Genomic DNA, 15,465 nt, shown 5'->3' on the forward strand with positions numbered 1-15,465 from the left:
CCGCGCTCAGTCGTGGGCGCGGCCGAAGTCCGGCGCCGCCGTCTCCTGGCCGATCTCGATGATCGAGCGGCGGATGGCGCGGGTGCGGGTGAACAGGTCGAACAACTTGTCGCCCTCGGCCCAGCGGATCGAGCGTTGAAGCGCTATCAGGTCCTCGGTGAAGCGGCCGAGCACCTCCAGCACCGCCTCGCGGTTGTTGAGGAACACGTCGCGCCACATGGTCGGGTCGGAGGCGGCGATGCGGGTGAAGTCGCGGAAGCCACCGGCCGAATACTTGATCACCTCGGACTGCGTGACGGTCTCGAGGTCCGCCGCCGTGCCGACGATGTTGTAGGCGATGAGGTGCGGTACATGCGAGGTGATGGCGAGCACCAGGTCGTGGTGATCGGCCGTCATGGTCTCGACATTGGCGCCCATCGCACTCCACAGCTCGACGAGCTTCGCCACCGCCGCGGGATCGGCGCCCTCCGGCGGGGTGAGGATCGACCAGCGGTTCTTGAACAGCGTGGCAAAACCCGAGTCCGGCCCGGAATATTCGGTGCCCGCCACCGGATGGCCGGGGATGATGTGCACGCCTTCCGGCAGATGCGCGCGCAGCGCCGAGAGCACCGCCCCCTTCACCGAGCCGACATCGGAGACGATGGCGCCTTGCTTGAGGTGCGGGCCGATCTCCTTCGCCACCGCGCCCATGGCGCCGACCGGCACGCAGAGGATGACGATGTCGGCATCGCGCACCGCCTGCTCGGGCGTCGCGGCGACGAGGTCGGCGAGGCCGAGCGCCAGCACCCGCTCGCGCACCGCCGGCGAGGCGTCATAGGCGACGCGCGTGCCGGCGAGCCCGCGCGCCCGCGCGGCGTGCAGGATGGACGAGCCGATCAGGCCGACGCCGATGACAACGAGCCGGCCGACGATCGGGCTGGCGAGCGGCGGATCAAGCACCATGGCCGCTACTCGTTTTCCCGAGGAACTCGGCCAGCGTCGCCACCAGCAGCCGGTTCGCCTCCTCGGTGCCGACGGAGAGGCGTAGCGCGCCGGGAATGCCATAGGCGTCCACCCGCCGCACGATCAGGCCGCGCTGCATGAGGAAGGCGTCGGCATCCCCCGCGGTCCGGCCGGGCACGTCGGGGAAATGCACCAGCAGGAAGTTGGCGACGCTCGGCGTGACCTCGAGGCCGAGCGCGGTGAGTTCGCGGGTCAGCCAGGGCAGCCAGGTCTCGTTATGCGTCACCGCCGCCTCGGTATGGGCGACGTCGCCGATGGCCGCGGTCGCTGCGGCGATGCCGGGCGCCGAGATGTTGAAGGCGCCGCGGATGCGGTTGAGCGCGTCCACCACCTCGGCCGGCCCGTAGAGCCAGCCGACGCGCAGCGCCGCGAGGCCGTGGATCTTGGAGAAGGTGCGCAGCATCACGACGTTCGTGCAGGTGGCGACCAGCTCGATGCCGGATTCATAGTCGTTGCGCCGCACATATTCCGCATAGGCCGCGTCGAGCACCAGCAGCACATGCGGCGGCAGCGCGCGCTGAAGCCGCTTCACCTCGTCGAAGGCCAGATAGGTGCCGGTCGGGTTGTTCGGGTTGGCGAGGAAGACCATGCGCGTCTTGTCGGTCGCCGCCGCCAGCAGCGCGTCGACATCCGTGCGGTAGTCCTTCTCGGGCGCGACCACCGGCGTCGCCCCGGCCGCCAGCGCGGCGATGCGGTAGATGAGGAAGCCGTATTGCGAATAGACCACTTCGTCGCCCGGCCCGGCATAGGCATGGGCGATCAGGTTGATCAGTTCGTCCGAGCCGGTGCCGCAGACGATGCGCGCCGGATCGAGGCCGTAGGTGGCGCCGATCGCCTCGCGCAGCTTCGTCGAGGAGCCGTCGGGATAGATTTCCAGCGCATCCGTGGACTGGAACGCCGCCAGCGCCTTCGGGCTGGCGCCGAGCGGGCTCTCATTGGAGGAGAGCTTGTGCACCTTCACCCCCGGCGCCGCATGCGACTTGCCCGGCACATAGGCCTCGATCTCCAGCACGTTGGCGCGCGGGACAGGGCGGGTCGGACGGGCGGCGGACGACATGACATAGCTCCGATGGCGGATGGTCGGCGATTGTCAGGAGATGATCGGGAAACGGTACGATCAGCCCTGCGGCTGGTGGGTATAGCGGCTTGCGTGGCTGCCGACGAGAGCCGCCGCGCGCACGGAGGCGCCGGAATCGCGCAGCGCCGCCAGCACGGTGTCGAGGCTGACGTCGTTCACCCGCTCGCCGCCGACCGGAATCGAGGCGAGCAGCGCCGCGCCGTCGAGGCCGCGGTCGGGCACGGCGACGACCTCGGCGAGCGGGGCCAGCGCGCGGGCGGCCTGCGCGTTCCAGCCGGAGACGTGCAGGCTCCACGCCTCCACCTCGGTCACGGCGCCGTCGGTGACGGGATGGGCGATGCAGAACACCGGCAGGCCGGCCGGATGGTCGGCGCGCTCGACGAAGGGCAGCCGGGCGATGATCTTCGGCGCGTGCTCGCCTTCGAGCGCGGTCCACCAGGCGCCGGCGCCCGGCGCGGCGAAGGCCGGCACCAGGCCGAGATCGCCGCGCGAGCGGGCGACCGCGGCGACGACGCCGGAGGCGCCCATATGGCCGATGAAGGGCACGGTGAAGCCGAAATGGAAGCGCGAGGCGTCGCGCATCGCCGCCTCGCCCGAGGCGAGGTCCGCATGCACCGCATAGGGCGCCTGCACATAGGTGAAGGTCGAGATGATGACCCGCCAGATGCCCTCGACCGTGTCGAGGGGGAGGATGCCGCGGTGCCGGTCGACGAGGCGGCGCATCATCGAGGCCTCGCGCGCCGGGCGGAAGGCCGAGCCGCCCTCGGCGCCGCGGGTGCGCTTGACCTGCACGAGCCGGTCGACGATCTGGCTGCGCTCGATCAAAAGCGCGTGCATGCTGGCGTCGATGCGGTCGATCTCCGCACGCAGCACGGAGAGGTCCGCGACCGCCTCGGTCGGGGCCGGAACGGCGGCGGCTTGAACGGGGGCCGGGCTGGTGGCGTTCTTGTTCATCGGCCGATGTTCGTAGCGCCCTCCGCGCGCGGCGCAAATCAAAATCTCATCCCGCGCGATATTGACAAGTCGCCGCTGTGGGATCATCGGATCGTCCGGTATAACGAACTCTTCGTCCGGTAAGTCGGTTTTTCCATGTCTGACAGCGACACGACGCTTGGCGAGATCCGGGCCTTCGAGCCCGCGCGCGGCGAAGCGGATCATCCCCATTCGGCGATCATGCGCTTCGGCGCGGACAAGCCGCTGCAGCTCGACGCCGGCGGCGTGCTGACCCCGTTCCAGATCGCCTACCAGACCTATGGCACGCTGAACGCGGCGCGCTCCAACGCCATCCTCATCTGTCATGCGCTCTCCGGCGACCAGCATGTGGCGAACGTGCATCCCGTCACCGGTAAGCCGGGCTGGTGGGAGACGCTGGTCGGGCCGGGCAAGCCGATCGACACCGATCGTTATTTCGTCATCGGCACCAATGTCATCGGCGGCTGCATGGGCTCGACCGGGCCGTCCTCGCTCAACCCGGCGTCGGGGAAGGCCTACGGGCTCGACCTGCCGATCCTGACCATACGCGACATGGTGCGGGCGCAGGCCATGCTGGTCGACCAGCTCGGCATCGAGAAGCTCTTGGCGGTCGTCGGCGGCTCCATGGGCGGCATGCAGGTGCTGCAATGGGCGGCGAGCTACCCCGAGCGGGTGTTCGCGGCCTTCCCCATCGCCACGGCGGCCCGCCACTCCGCGCAGAACATCGCCTTCCACGAGGTCGGCCGGCAGGCGATCATGGCCGATCCGGAATGGCGCGGCGGGCGCTACCTCGCCGAGGGCAGCAGCCCGCGGCGCGGCCTCTCGGTCGCGCGCATGGCGGCGCACATCACCTATATGTCGGACTCGTCGCTGCACCGGAAGTTCGGCCGGCGGCTGCAGGACCGCGACGGCCACACCTTCTCCTTCGACGCGGACTTCCAGGTGGAGAGCTATCTGCGCCACCAGGGGGAGGCCTTCGTCGACCGCTTCGACGCCAACTCCTATCTCTACATGACCCGGGCGATGGATTATTTCGACCTCGCCGCGGACTATGGCGGCGTGCTGGCGAACGCGTTCAAGGCGACGAAGACGCGGTTCTGCCTGGTGTCCTTCACCTCGGACTGGCTGTTCACCACGGCGGATTCGCGCAACATCGTGCATGCGCTCAACGCCGCCGGCGCGCCGGTCTCCTTCGCCGAGATCGAGAGCGACAAGGGCCACGACGCCTTCCTGCTCGACGAGCCGGAATTCTTCGCCATCACGCGCGGCTTCATCGACGCCGCCGCCCGCGCGGTGGGGGTGAGCTGATGTCGCCGCGCGATCTCGCCCTGAAGGACCTGAAGACCCACGACCTCACCATGCGCGAGGCGGCGCGGGCCTCCTCCGGCGCCCGCGTCGACCTCTTGCTCATCGCCGAGATGGTGCAGCCGGGCTCGCGCGTGCTCGATGTCGGCTCGGGCGACGGCGAATTGCTGGAGCTGCTCGCCACCACCCGCGGCTGCGACGCGCGCGGCATCGAATTGTCGCGCGAGGGGGTGAATGCCGGCGTGGCGCGCGGCCTCGCCGTGATCCAGGGCGATGCCGATATCGACCTCGCCGACTATCCCGACAACGCCTTCGACTATGTGATCCTGTCGCAGACCATCCAGGCGACGCGCCGGCCGAAATGGGTGCTGGAGCAGATGCTGCGCGTCGGCAGCCGCGCCATCGTCTCCTTCCCCAATTTCGGCTTCTGGCGCATGCGGCTCGATTTGCTGATCAACGGCAAGATGCCGAGCACGGAGAACCTGCCGTACCGCTGGCACGACACGCCGAACATCCATTTCTGCACCATCCGCGACTTCGTCGACCTGGTGGACGAGGTGGGCGCCGGCATCGAGCGGGCGGTCGCGCTCGACGCCTCCGGCCACCCGGTGCGCTTCAACCTGCCCTGGGCGGTATGGAACCTGCTCGGCGAGCAGGCGGTGTTCCTGCTGTCGCGGAAGGGGTGAGGCCCTACCGCACGAGGCGGCGGTAGAGGAAACCCTGCATGTCGCGGCGCCCGTCGGCGACGCCATAGACGACGACCGCATCCTCCTCCACCCGGTAGATGATGCGGTAGGTCTTGTGGACGACGATCTCGCGGAAATCGGTCCTGCCGAGGAGCTGCATCTCCTGCGGGATGCGGCCGCGCAGCGGCTGCTCGGCAAGGCTGGCGGCAGCCTCGCGAAGCCCGGCGAGAACGCGCTCCGCGGCCGCCAGTGAGTCGTGCTCGGCGATATAGGCGAACAGCGCCTGCAGATCGGCGCGGGCGTCGGCGGCGACCACAACGCGGCGCGGCATCGCGGCTCAACCCTTGTAGCTGTCCCGAACCTGCCGGAACGCCTCGTCGAGCGGCTCAACCCCGCCCTCCTTCACCTGCTGCTCGGTGAGGGTGAGCGCCTTCATCAGCGCGATCGCCTCCTGCATCTCCTCGTAGCTGTCGATGTCCTGCAGCACCGCCTTGGCCTCGCCGTTGACGGTGATGATCATCGGCTGCTGATGCTCGGCGAGCTTGGCGATCACCTCGGCGGCGTTGGCCTTGAGGTAGCTGATCGGCTTGATGCGTTCGGAAAGCTTCATGATCGGCTCCATCCTTCAGGACCGAATATAGTCCGAATCCGATCCTTAAAGAAGGCCGACCTTCACCCGCCCACCGGCCTCGGCGCCAGCACCGGCTCCAGCACGGGCTTGAGCACCCGCAGGCGCGAGCGGCGCTTGGTGGCGACGGGCTTGTAGACCTGCTTGGTCGCCTCGACGATGTGCACCCCGGCGAAGGGCAGCGACAGCGTGGCGCCGACGCGCTCCCACGCCACCGCCGAGCGCAGGAACCAGTTGCGCGCCACGGGGGGCATGTAGAGCGCCTCGTCCCAGCCCACCGGCGTGAACAGCGCCCCGCGCAAGAGGTCGGTGATCTGCGTGCGCGAGAAGGGGCGGCCATGACCGAACGGGTTGTTTTCCGTGCGCGCCCAGATGCCGCGCCGGCTCGGCACGATGCACAGCAGCCGCCCGCCCGGCGCCAGCACGCGCCAGACCTCGCGCAGCACTTCCTCGGCGTCCGGCGTCATCTCCAGAAGGTGCACGGCGATGACGCGGTCAATCATGCCGTCGCGCAGCGGCAGCTCGGTCTCGTCGACGAGGGCGGCCAGCGTCGGCGCGGCGGAAGGCCAGCGCGTCACCCCCTGCGCGCCCGGCATGAAGGCGAGCGAGCGCTCGCATTCCTCGCGGAACATGCCGAGATAGGGCGTCGCATAGCCGATGCCGAGCAGCGACAGCCCGCGCACATTGTCGAAACGCGCGCGGATGGCGCGCCCGACCAGCCGGCGCGTCACCACGCCGAGCGGCTGGGCATAGAAGCTGCGAAGGCCGACCACATCGGGATACATAGGCTCAACGTTATAGCCGGGCGGATGACGCCTTGAAATCACCACCCTTTTAGGCCACATAGGGGCTGCATGCGGACCAAGCGTCCGTATTCGGGGCCGCGTTGCACGATTTCCGCTTCGGTTCATCCGCGGCAGTCTTCGGCCCCTGATCATCCGAAAACTTTGACGTCCCAGGCCACGCGGGGTGTCTGCCACCCCCCGTGATTCGCGGTTCGCGCCCCTTTTGCGCGCGGACCCGATCGCCCATGAAAGAACGCTACTTGAACACTTTCCCTGAGCTCGGCCTCGCCGAGCCGATCCTGAAAGCCCTCGCGGAAGCGAACCATTCCACTCCCACGCCGATCCAGGCCCAGGCCGTGCCGCAGGTGCTCGCCGGCCGCGACCTCGTCGGCATCGCCCAGACGGGCACCGGCAAGACCGCCGCCTTCGCGCTGCCGATCCTGCACCACCTCGTCACCAAGCGCCTGCGCCCCGAGCGCCGCTCGGCCCGCGCGCTGGTGCTGAGCCCGACCCGGGAACTCTCCGGCCAGATCCTCGAGAGCTTCCGGCTCTACGGCAAGCATGTGCGCCCCTCGACCGCGCTCGCCATCGGCGGCGTGCCGATCGGCCGGCAGGCGCGCTCGCTCGCCGGCGGCGTCGACGTGCTGGTGGCCACGCCCGGCCGCCTCGTCGACCTGCTCGAAAACAATGCGGTGCGGCTCGACATGGTCGAGGTCTTCGTCCTCGACGAAGCCGACCAGATGCTCGACATGGGCTTCATCCACGCCATCCGCTCCATCGTCGCCCGGCTCCCGCACAAGCGCCGCAACCTGTTCTTCTCCGCCACCATGCCGCGCGAGATCGAGAAGCTCGCCGACACGCTGCTGAGCGACCCGGTGCGCGTGGCGGTGACGCCGGTCGCCAAGACCGCCGACAAGATCGAGCAGAAGGTGTTCTTCACCGATCGCGCCGGCAAGCCGAACCTCCTCGTCGAGGTGCTGGGCGAACCCACGCTCGACCGGGCGCTGGTGTTCTCGCGCACCAAGCACGGCGCCGACCGCGTGGTGAAGAGCCTCGCGGGCGCCGGCATCAACGCCGAGGCGATCCACGGCAACAAGTCCCAGCCGCAGCGCGAGCGCGCGCTTGCCGCCTTCCGGCAGGGCGTGGTGAAGGTGCTGGTGGCGACCGACATCGCCGCGCGCGGCATCGACGTGCCGGGCGTCAGCCACGTCATCAATTACGACCTCCCCAACGTGCCGGAGAGCTATGTCCACCGCATCGGCCGCACCGCGCGCGCCGGCCGCGAGGGCATCGCCATCTCCTTCTGCGACGGCGAGGAGCGCCCGTTCCTGCGCGACATCGAGCGGCTGATCAAGCTGACCATCCCCTCGGTCGACCGGCGCGGCGAGACCCGCCGCGACGGCACCACCCGGCCGGTGGCCGGCCGCGAGGACAACAGCTTCCGCGAGGAGCGTGGTCCGCGCGAGCATCGCGGTCCCCGCGAAGACCGTGGTCCGCGTCAGGATCGCGGTCCGCGCCGCGAGGGCGAGCAGCGTCCGTTCCATCGTGGTCCGCGTCCCGAGCATCGCAGCGGCGAGGCGCGTAGCGAGGAACGCGGCCCGCGCCGCGAGGGCGAACAGCGCCCGTTCCATCGCGGTCCCCGCCCGGATCATCGCGGCGGCGAGGCCCGCAGCGAGGAGCGCGGCTTCCGTCCCGAGCGCCCGCATGACGGCCACCGCAAGGACGCGCATCGTCACGACGGGCCGCGCCCGGATGCGCACCGCGCCGACGGGCAGCGCCAGGACGGCCACCGTCATGAAGGGCATCGTCACGAGGGCCATCGCCACGAAGGCGCCCGGCCCGAGGGCGTGCGCCGTGACGGCCCGCCGCGCGAGGGCCGGCGCCCGCCGCGCCGCAAGTCGTTCCGCCCGGCGAACTGAGGTGCCAGGGGCCGGGACCAGTTCCCGGCCCTGCCATGTCGCGTCGACGAGCGGCGGAAGTTGTTTCCGCCGCAGCGCGGCAATATCTAGGCGAGACAAAAGCCTGCCATCAGGGTATTTGCCTAGCGGCGACCTGTACGAGGAGAGCCATTAATGGCGAAAGAGGAACTGCTCGAGTTCGACGGCACCGTGACGGAAGTACTGCCCGACGGCAACTTCCGCGTCGTGCTCGACAATGAACACGAGATACTCGCCTATGCGGCGGGCAAGATGAAGAAGAACCGCATCCGCACCATCGTCGGCGACCGCGTCGTCGTCGAGATGTCGCCCTACGACCTCGAGCGCGGGCGCATCAATTTCCGCCACAAGACCGGCGGCCCCACCCCGCCGATCGGTTCCGGCCAGCGCCGCCCGCCGCCCGGCCGCCGCCGCTGATTCGCTGACCCTCGACGGGGGTCGGCGCGACGTTCAGCGCGGTTGCCGCGCGCGCGGCGCGAAGCCCAGCGCCTGCGCCAGCCCTTCCGGCCGCCCGGCCGGCTCGCTTAAGTCCATGTCCGCCGCCACATGCGCGATATGCGCGCGCATCAGCTCGGCCGCCTCCATCGATGCGCCGCGCTCGATGGCGGCGACGATGTTGGAGTGCTCGTCCGGCGGGCAGGCGGAATGCTCGCCGCGCGCATAGAGCAGGATCGACAGCGAGCTCAGCGCCTGCAACTCGGTGAGCAGCCGGACGAAGACCGGGTTTCCCGCCACTTCCGCCAGCACGACATGGAACGCGCCGGTGAGCCGCACCAGCGTCGCCCGGTCGCCGGCGGCGCGCGCCTCGTCCTCGGTGGCGATGTGCCGGCGCAGACGGGCGAGGGCGTGATCATCGCAGCTGCACGCCGCCGCTCCCGCGATCTCCGGCTCCACCACCGCGCGGGCGGCGAGCACATGGCGGGCATAGGCCCGGCTCGGCGCCGCGACGAAAGCGCCGCGATTGGGATGCTGCTCGACGATGCCGTCCTGCGCGAGGCGCGCCAGGGCCTGGCGCACCACGGTACGGCTGACCCCGAACAGCTCCGCCAGCCGATCCTCGGTCAGCTTCTCGCCCGGCGGCAGCCGCCGCTCGAAGATCGCCTCGAGGATGCGGGCGCGGATAAGCGCCTCGGAACGGCCCCGTTCCGCCGCAGGCGCTTCGCTGCTCAGCTCGTGCATGTCCCGGCTCGTAGGGGTCTCGGCCCGTGAAGCGTCGGACCGTGCGGTCACCCTGCCATTCATGCATGTTTCCCCCGGCGGCGCCATGCGCCATCGGGCACCGGCATGCAGGATTCAGACCGGCCAGTCTGCCATGCGCCAGGCCGAATCCCAGAACATCCATTCCAGCTGGGTCGCGCGCTTATAGGCCGCGTGCATGCGGGTGAGCACGTCCGGCGAGGCGCCGGCCGCGGCGCGGTCGGTGGTGGCGATCACCGCGCGCACCGCCTCGTGGAACTCCTCGCCGGCATAGGTGTCAATCCAGGCGTCATAGGGGTTTGGGCGCACGGCGCGGCCGAGTATGTCGCGGCCGATCTCGGCATAGATCCAGAAGCAGGGCAGCAGCGCCGCCAGCACCACCGGATAGGGCTCGGCATAGGCGTTCGCGATCAGGAAGTTCGAATAATGGTGGCAGACCGGCGACATCTCGGTCCGCCCGAACTCCTCCGGCCCGATGCCGAATTTGTCGAAGAAGTCGGCGTGCAGCGAGCGCTCCACCACCACCGCGACCTTGGCGGCCTCGGCGAACTGCACCAGCCCGTCCGGGTCGTCGGCCTTGGCGGCGGCGATGGCGAGGCCGCGGCCGAAGGCGATGAGGTAATGCGCGTCCTGCACCATGTAGTGGCGGAAGCGCTCCAGCGACAGCGTTCCGTCCGCCAGCGCGTCGTTGAACGGCATGCTGCGGATCGCCTCATAGGTCGGCAGGTTGCGGCCCCAGGCATGCGCGCTGAAGGTGGAGGCGCTGAAGCTCGTCGCGTCGCTGCTCATCGGCATGGTCTCCGGACATGAAAAGGGCCGCTGTCGAAGCGGCCCGGATCATAGTGGCTGTGGCGGGAAGCGCCGATCAATGCGCCGTGCGCGCATCGGCCTCGACGGCCGCGGCCGCCGACTTCACCTGCTCGAGGAAGACCAGGCGGCGGTTGCGGGTCGTCTCGTCCTTGGCGTCCTCGACGTCCTCTTCCGCGTCCTTGATCATCTGCGTGAGGTTTTCGGCGTGCAGCTCGGCGAGCGGGATGGCGGTCTCCGCCAGCACGGTCAGGCCCTGCGGGTTCGCCTCGGCGAAGCCGCCGCGCACGAACAGCTTGCGCGTGGCGCCGTCGCCCTTGATGGTCAGGATGCCGGGCTTGAGCGTCGAGACGAAGGGCGCATGGCCGGCGAGGATGCCGAACTCGCCCTCGGTGCCCGGCACGACGACTTCGCTCACCGTGCCGGAATAGACGAGGCGCTCGGGCGAGACGAGTTCGAACGGGAAGGTGGCCATGGGTCCTCCAGGGGATGCGTCAGCTTGAGCGATCACCGCCCCGCGCCCTCAAGGGGCGCCGGGCGAAGAGGATCACGCCGCCTCGGCAGCCAGCTTCTTGCCCTTCTCGATCGCCTCTTCGATGGTGCCGACCATGTAGAAGGCCTGCTCCGGGAGGTGGTCGTACTTGCCTTCCACCAGGCCCTTGAAGCCCTTGATGGTGTCGGCGAGGTCGACGAGCTTGCCCGGCGAGCCGGTGAAGACTTCGGCGACGTGGAAGGGCTGCGACAGGAAGCGTTCGATCTTGCGGGCGCGGGCGACGGTCGTCTTGTCCTCTTCGGACAGCTCGTCCATGCCCAGGATCGCGATGATGTCCTGCAGCGACTTGTAGCGCTGCAGCGTCTGCTGCACCTGGCGCGCCACGTTGTAGTGCTCCTCGCCGAGGATCATCGGCGACAGGATGCGCGAGGTGCTATCGAGCGGGTCCACCGCCGGGTAGATGCCCTTCTCGGCGATCGAGCGCGACAGCACGGTCGTGGCGTCAAGATGGGCGAAGGAGGCGGCCGGGGCCGGGTCGGTCAGGTCGTCGGCCGGCACGTAGATCGCCTGCACCGAGGTGATCGAACCCTTGGTGGTGGTGGTGATGCGCTCCTGCAGCGCGCCCATGTCGGTGGCGAGCGTCGGCTGGTAGCCCACCGCCGAGGGGATGCGGCCGAGCAGCGCCGACACTTCCGAGCCCGCCTGGGTGAAGCGGAAGATGTTGTCGACGAAGAACAGCACGTCCTGGCCCTGGTCGCGGAAATACTCGGCGACGGTGAGGCCGGTCAGGGCGACGCGGGCGCGGGCGCCCGGCGGCTCGTTCATCTGGCCATAGACGAGGGCGCACTTGGAACCGGCGGCCGAGCCGTTGTTCTCGTGCGGATCGACGTTCACCTTGGACTCGATCATCTCGTGGTAGAGGTCGTTGCCCTCGCGGGTACGCTCGCCCACGCCGGCGAACACGGAATAGCCGCCGTGCGCCTTCGCGATGTTGTTGATGAGCTCCATGATGAGCACGGTCTTGCCGACGCCGGCGCCGCCGAACAGGCCGACCTTGCCGCCCTTGGAGTAGGGCGCCAGCAGGTCGACGACCTTGATGCCGGTGACGAGGATCTCGGCCTCGGTCGACTGCTCGGCATAGGACGGGGCCGGCTGGTGGATGCCGCGGGTGGTCGTGCCGACCACCGGGCCGGCCTCGTCCACCGGCTCGCCGATGACGTTCATGATGCGGCCGAGGGTGGCCTCGCCGACCGGCACCGCGATCGGGCCGCCGGTGTCCTTCACCTCGGCGCCGCGGACCAGACCTTCGGTCGAGTCCATGGCGATGGTGCGCACGGTGTTCTCACCGAGATGCTGCGCCACTTCGAGCACGAGCCGCGCGCCGTTATTGGTGGTGTCCAGCGCGTTCAGGATCTCCGGCAGGTGATCCTCGAACTGCACGTCCACGACGGCGCCGATGACCTGCGTGATGCGTCCGACCTTAGCCATGTCTGTCGTCCTTTTCCGGTCCGTGCCTCACAGCGCCTCGGCGCCGGAGATGATCTCGATCAGTTCCTTCGTGATCATCGCCTGGCGGGTGCGGTTGTAGGTCAAAGTCTGCTTCTTGATCATCTCACCCGCGTTGCGGGTGGCGTTGTCCATCGCGCTCATGCGCGCGCCCTGCTCGGAGGCGCCGTTCTCGAGCAGCGCCTTGAAGATCTGCACCGCGAGGTTGCGCGGCAGCAGGTCGGCGAGGATCTCGGCCTCGCCGGGCTCGTAGTCGTAGACCGCCGACGCGCCCGTGGCCGCAGCCGCCGGCTGCTCCGGGAAGGTGGCGGGGACCAGCTGCTGCGCCGTCGGCACCTGCGAGATGACCGAGTGGAAGCGGCTGAAGAACTGGGTGGCGACGTCGAACTCGCCGGCGGCGAACATGTCGCCGATGTCGTGGGCGATCGCCTGCGCGTCGGCGAAGGTGACGCCCTTATTGGCGCGCAGCTCGACCAGCTTGACGATCTGCTTCGGGAACAGCCGGCGCAGCGGCTCGTAGCCCTTGCGGCCGACGCAGTAGATCTTGACCGTCTTGCCCTGGTTCATCAGCAGGAAAGCCTGCTCGCGGGCGAGGCGGACGATCGACGAGTTGAAGGCTCCGCACAGGCCGCGCTCGGCGGTGAGCACGAGCAGCAGGTGCGTCTCGTCCTTGCCGGTGCCGGTGAGCAGCCGCGGCACGTCCGGGCCGGCGGCGACGGCATTGGCGATGTTGCCGAGCACGCCTTCCATGCGCTGGGCATAGGGACGCGCGGCCTCGGCGGCCTGCTGGGCGCGCCGCAGCTTGGCCGCGGCCACCATCTGCATCGCCTTGGTGATCTTCTGCGTCGCCTTCACCGAAGCGATGCGATTGCGCAGATCCTTAAGGCTGGCCATTTACCCCGATGCTCCGCTGCGCTCAGGCGAAGGTCTTCGCGAAGGCGTCGATCGCCTTGACGAGCTTCTCGGTGGTGTCCTTCGACAGCTCCTTGGAGGTGCGGATCGTGTCGAGGATGTCGGCGTGCTTGGAGCGCAGGGCCAGCAGCAGGCCGTTCTCGAACTCGCGCACCTTGGAGACCGGCAGGGCGTCGAGATAGCCGTTGGTGCCGGCGTAGATCACCACCACCTGCTCCTCGACCTTCAGCGGCGAGAACTGCGACTGCTTCAGCAACTCGGTCAGGCGGGCGCCGCGGTTGAGCAGCTTCTGCGTGGCGGCGTCGAGGTCCGAGCCGAACTGGGCGAAGGCGGCCAGCTCGCGGTACTGGGCGAGCTCGCCCTTGATCTTGCCGGCAACCTGCTTCATCGCCTTGATCTGCGCCGAGGAGCCGACGCGCGACACCGAGAGGCCGACGTTCACCGCCGGGCGGATGCCCTGGAAGAACAGGTCGGACTCGAGGAAGATCTGGCCGTCGGTGATCGAGATCACGTTGGTCGGGATGTAGGCCGACACGTCGTTGGCCTGGGTCTCGATGACCGGAAGGGCGGTCAGCGAGCCGGCGCCGTTCTCGTCATTGAGCTTGGCGGCGCGCTCCAGCAGGCGGGAGTGCAGGTAGAACACGTCGCCCGGATAGGCTTCGCGGCCCGGCGGGCGGCGCAGCAGCAGCGACATCTGGCGGTACGCCACGGCCTGCTTGGACAGGTCGTCATGGATGATGAGGGCGTGCATGCCGTTGTCGCGGAAGAACTCGCCCATGGCGGTGCCGGCGAACGGCGCCAGGAACTGCATCGGCGCGGCGTCGGAAGCGGTGGCGGCGACGACGATGGAATATTCCAGCGCGCCCTGCTCTTCCAGCACCTTCACGAACTGCGCGACGGTCGAGCGCTTCTGGCCCACCGCGACGTAGACGCAGTAGAGCTTGGCCTTCTCGTCCGTGCCCTGGTTGATGGGCTTCTGGTTGAGGATGGTGTCGAGCGCGATGGCGGTCTTGCCGGTCTGGCGGTCGCCGATGATCAGCTCGCGCTGGCCGCGGCCGATCGGGATCAGCGCGTCGATGGCCTTGAGGCCGGTCTGCATCGGCTCGTGCACCGACTTGCGCGGAATGATGCCCGGGGCCTTCACGTCGACGCGGCGACGCTCGGTGGCCTCGATCGGACCCTTGCCGTCGATCGGGTTGCCGAGAGCGTCGACCACGCGGCCGAGCAGGCCCTTGCCGACCGGAACGTCGACGATGGCGCCGGTGCGCTTGACGGTCTGGCCTTCCTTGATCTCGCGGTCGGAGCCGAAGATGACGACGCCGACATTGTCGATTTCGAGGTTCAGCGCCATGCCGCGCGTGCCGTTCTCGAACTCGACCATCTCGCCGGCCTGGACGTTGTCGAGGCCGTAGATGCGGGCGATGCCGTCACCGACGGAGAGGACCTGACCCACCTCGGAGACTTCGGCTTCCTGGCCGAAATTCTTGATCTGCTCCTTGAGGATCGCGGAAATTTCAGCGGCGCGGATATCCATCAGCGAACCTCTTTCATCGCAGTGCGGATCGAATTGAGCTTGGTCTTGAGCGAGGCGTCGACGAGCTTCGAGCCGAGCTTGACCTTGAGCCCGCCGAGCAGCGAGGGATCGACCTCGACGGCAAGCTTGACGTTCTTGCCGGTCATCGCGTCGAGCGCCTGCTTCAGCGTGGCGGCGTGGGATTCAGAGAGCGGCTGGGCGACCGTGACCTCGGCCATCACCTCGCCCTTGTAGGCGAAGACCAGCGCCTCATAGGCGCGGATGATCGCCTCGACCGTGAACAGGCGGCGGTTGGCCGCCACGGTCTTGAAGAAATTGCCGGCGAGACCGCCGATCCCGGCCTTGTCGAGGATGGCGGCGACCGCCCTTTCCTGCTCCTCGGAGGAGAACACCGCGCTGCGCACCAGGCGCTTGAGATCGTCGCTCTCGGCGATCAGGGCGGCGAACCTGTCGAGGTCGGCCTTCACCGCATCGACGGCATTGGCGTCGCGGGCGAGCTCGAAGAGCGCCGTCGCGTAACGTCCTGCCACTCCGGATACGTAGGTCTCGGCCACTGTGCCTCTCTCGGGACTTGTCCGAAGCGATGCCCGCCAGGACGGCGCCGGCTCGCGGACGGGAAAGGT

At 68.9% G+C, this 15,465-nt stretch carries 17 protein-coding genes; 4 read left to right on the plus strand and 13 right to left on the minus strand.

From position 1 onward, the window contains the following. Window positions 1-6: 6 nt before the first annotated feature. From SNOV_RS17225 to SNOV_RS17235, 3 genes are read right to left on the minus strand one after another with little or no spacing between them, the layout of a single operon-like run. Entirely contained in the window at window positions 7-942 is a 936-nt protein-coding gene (locus SNOV_RS17225) for a prephenate/arogenate dehydrogenase family protein (RefSeq protein WP_013168245.1), read from the minus strand. Further along, a complete protein-coding gene (gene hisC, locus SNOV_RS17230; RefSeq protein ID WP_013168246.1) occupies window positions 932-2,059 on the minus strand; it encodes a histidinol-phosphate transaminase in 1,128 nt (375 codons plus the stop codon). The genes SNOV_RS17225 and hisC overlap by 11 nt, the downstream gene beginning before the upstream one ends. Window positions 2,060-2,119: 60 nt before the next feature. Continuing rightward, on the minus strand, window positions 2,120-3,034 hold the full coding sequence (locus SNOV_RS17235) for a chorismate mutase (RefSeq protein WP_013168247.1): 915 nt from the start codon (window positions 3,032-3,034) through the stop codon (window positions 2,120-2,122). A 135-nt stretch (window positions 3,035-3,169) separates the two neighbouring features. Between SNOV_RS17235 and metX the strand changes: the two genes are divergently transcribed. Beyond that, complete coding sequence (gene metX, locus SNOV_RS17240) at window positions 3,170-4,360, plus strand: homoserine O-acetyltransferase MetX (RefSeq protein ID WP_013168248.1); 1,191 nt, start codon at window positions 3,170-3,172, stop codon at window positions 4,358-4,360. A gap of 50 nt (window positions 4,361-4,410) precedes the next feature. Beyond that, window positions 4,411-5,043, plus strand: coding sequence for a methionine biosynthesis protein MetW (metW, locus tag SNOV_RS17245; protein ID WP_041783576.1), 633 nt, complete (start codon window positions 4,411-4,413; stop codon window positions 5,041-5,043). 4 nt (window positions 5,044-5,047) lie between these two features. Here the strand turns inward: metW and SNOV_RS17250 are convergent, their stop codons facing one another. The 3 genes from SNOV_RS17250 to SNOV_RS17260 all read right to left on the minus strand — a co-directional run bounded on the left by SNOV_RS17250 (window position 5,048) and on the right by SNOV_RS17260 (window position 6,456). Continuing rightward, the gene (locus SNOV_RS17250; protein ID WP_013168250.1) at window positions 5,048-5,374 is read right to left on the minus strand and encodes a type II toxin-antitoxin system RelE/ParE family toxin; all 327 of its coding nucleotides are present in this window, start codon (window positions 5,372-5,374) and stop codon (window positions 5,048-5,050) included. A 6-nt stretch (window positions 5,375-5,380) separates the two neighbouring features. Beyond that, on the minus strand, window positions 5,381-5,653 hold the full coding sequence (locus SNOV_RS17255) for a type II toxin-antitoxin system Phd/YefM family antitoxin (protein WP_013168251.1): 273 nt from the start codon (window positions 5,651-5,653) through the stop codon (window positions 5,381-5,383). 62 nt (window positions 5,654-5,715) lie between these two features. Then, window positions 5,716-6,456: a class I SAM-dependent methyltransferase gene (locus SNOV_RS17260; RefSeq protein ID WP_013168252.1), complete on the minus strand. Its 741-nt coding sequence runs from the start codon at window positions 6,454-6,456 to the stop codon at window positions 5,716-5,718. 245 nt (window positions 6,457-6,701) lie between these two features. On the opposite strand from SNOV_RS17260, the gene SNOV_RS17265 reads away from it, so the two are divergent. Further along, window positions 6,702-8,375 (plus strand): DEAD/DEAH box helicase, encoded by a 1,674-nt coding sequence (locus tag SNOV_RS17265; RefSeq protein ID WP_013168253.1) that lies wholly within the window; start codon window positions 6,702-6,704, stop codon window positions 8,373-8,375. 153 nt (window positions 8,376-8,528) lie between these two features. Further along, the gene (gene infA / locus SNOV_RS17270; protein WP_013168254.1) at window positions 8,529-8,810 is read left to right on the plus strand and encodes a translation initiation factor IF-1; all 282 of its coding nucleotides are present in this window, start codon (window positions 8,529-8,531) and stop codon (window positions 8,808-8,810) included. 33 nt (window positions 8,811-8,843) lie between these two features. Here the strand turns inward: infA and SNOV_RS17275 are convergent, their stop codons facing one another. From SNOV_RS17275 to SNOV_RS17305, 7 genes are all read right to left on the minus strand, one after another. Beyond that, entirely contained in the window at window positions 8,844-9,572 is a 729-nt protein-coding gene (locus SNOV_RS17275) for a GntR family transcriptional regulator (protein WP_013168255.1), read from the minus strand. A gap of 114 nt (window positions 9,573-9,686) precedes the next feature. Further along, complete coding sequence (locus SNOV_RS17280; protein ID WP_013168256.1) at window positions 9,687-10,379, minus strand: TenA family protein; 693 nt, start codon at window positions 10,377-10,379, stop codon at window positions 9,687-9,689. Between the two features lie 76 nt (window positions 10,380-10,455). Continuing rightward, on the minus strand, window positions 10,456-10,872 hold the full coding sequence (locus SNOV_RS17285) for a F0F1 ATP synthase subunit epsilon (RefSeq protein ID WP_013168257.1): 417 nt from the start codon (window positions 10,870-10,872) through the stop codon (window positions 10,456-10,458). Between the two features lie 72 nt (window positions 10,873-10,944). Further along, a complete protein-coding gene (gene atpD, locus SNOV_RS17290; protein ID WP_013168258.1) occupies window positions 10,945-12,378 on the minus strand; it encodes a F0F1 ATP synthase subunit beta in 1,434 nt (477 codons plus the stop codon). A 27-nt stretch (window positions 12,379-12,405) separates the two neighbouring features. Beyond that, the gene (locus tag SNOV_RS17295; protein ID WP_013168259.1) at window positions 12,406-13,290 is read right to left on the minus strand and encodes a F0F1 ATP synthase subunit gamma; all 885 of its coding nucleotides are present in this window, start codon (window positions 13,288-13,290) and stop codon (window positions 12,406-12,408) included. Window positions 13,291-13,312: 22 nt separating this feature from the next. Next, window positions 13,313-14,842, minus strand: a complete 1,530-nt coding sequence (gene atpA, locus SNOV_RS17300) for a F0F1 ATP synthase subunit alpha (protein ID WP_013168260.1) — start codon at window positions 14,840-14,842, stop codon at window positions 13,313-13,315. Beyond that, window positions 14,842-15,396, minus strand: a complete 555-nt coding sequence (locus SNOV_RS17305) for a F0F1 ATP synthase subunit delta (RefSeq protein ID WP_013168261.1) — start codon at window positions 15,394-15,396, stop codon at window positions 14,842-14,844. The genes atpA and SNOV_RS17305 overlap by 1 nt, the downstream gene beginning before the upstream one ends. Window positions 15,397-15,465: the final 69 nt, after the last annotated feature.

Source organism: Ancylobacter novellus DSM 506 (assembly GCF_000092925.1).
Lineage (GTDB): Bacteria > Pseudomonadota > Alphaproteobacteria > Rhizobiales > Xanthobacteraceae > Ancylobacter > Ancylobacter novellus.